The sequence below is a fragment of the Saccharopolyspora aridisoli genome, from assembly GCF_004348445.1.
In the GTDB taxonomy this organism is placed as follows: domain Bacteria; phylum Actinomycetota; class Actinomycetes; order Mycobacteriales; family Pseudonocardiaceae; genus Saccharopolyspora; species Saccharopolyspora aridisoli.
Genome location: NZ_SMKV01000076.1, coordinates 1 through 1,189, shown reverse-complemented (window position 1 = coordinate 1,189; position 1,189 = coordinate 1). Strand labels below are relative to the sequence as shown.

Sequence of the window (1,189 nt, the reverse complement as noted above, 5' to 3'; positions counted from 1 at the left end):
AAACGAGCCAGCCGCAGCCGCGTACGAGGAGTCAGCGCGGCGTTAGGGTGGGACACGAAGGCCTCCGGTTGATGAAGCGGTTCCTAGACAGCTCCACTTCACAACCAGAGGCCTTCACCTGTCTGCAAAACAAACCAACTCACACACCACGACCGGGACAACCTCCCCGGACATCACAACGCTCGCCCTGGCCCGGACCGTCGGCGCCCACGAGACCGTGCTCTCCGACGATCAGGCCGCCGGGAAGGTCCGCGACCTCACCGGAGGCCACGGCGCCTAAGCCGTCTTCGACTTCGTCGGCGCCCAACCCACCGTGGACACCGCCGGCGCCGTCGCCGCTGTCGAAGCCGACATCACCCTGGTCGGTACCGGAGGCGGCACCCTCGCCACCGGCTTCGGCCACCTCCCCTTCGACGCAGCAGTCCGATCCCCTACTGGGGAACCCGACCGGAATTCCACGAATTCCTCGAACTAGCCCGAGCCGGAGCCCTCTCGGTCCACACCGAGACGTACTCCCTCGACGAAGCACCCCGAGCGTACGAACGACTGCATGACGGCCACATTGAAGGCAGAGCAGTCATCGTGCCGAACCCATGACCAGAGAGGTCGGCGCTCAACGAGTGCACGGCTCTGGCTCATGGCCGTGGAAACAAGACAGCGACCGACGCCGCACCATCCAGGAGCTCATCCGACGGATTCCCCCGCACTGGCTCAGCCTCCGCGATGACGAGCATCGAACCCTTCTGATCGGAGTCGTAGTGCTGCGCGGTGAAGCGGATACCCCCGAACTCCAAGAGCTGAGTGCCGACGGGGATCACGTCACCCGTCCCGTACTCGTCCTCCACCCGCTTCAAACCCGCCGCGTCAGACCGTGACCGCATGCTCGCCCACATGACGGACACGACGATCACGTTGCCCTCCGCATCAGCGAGCGGGATCAACCGCTGCTGCAGCCTCTTGCACGGATGCCGCAGGAAGTACTGCTGCACTTCACCGTAGGACTGCACAGCGCACTCGAGATCACGCCGAACGTCGTCCCGAACCCGCCTGAGCCCCATCCGATCCCACGCCTCGCGCTCATTCCCCTTGCGCGCAGCGTTGCGCCCGTTCCTGGTGTTCTTCGCCTGAGTCACCCGAGACCCGGCGGCAGAATCAACCGCCGTCCCCACCGAGGCGGTCGTCCCACCAC

At 65.5% G+C, this 1,189-nt stretch carries 2 protein-coding genes; both read right to left on the bottom strand.

Features of this window, described 5'->3' with window-relative positions; genetic code table 11:
• Nucleotides 1-139: 139 nt before the first annotated feature.
• Entirely contained in the window at nucleotides 140-403 is a 264-nt protein-coding gene (locus E1161_RS27470) for a hypothetical protein (RefSeq protein WP_165939959.1), read from the bottom strand.
• Nucleotides 404-635: 232 nt separating this feature from the next.
• On the bottom strand, nucleotides 636-1,189 hold a 554-nt coding region (locus E1161_RS26890; protein WP_207920429.1), incomplete at its 5' end, for a hypothetical protein.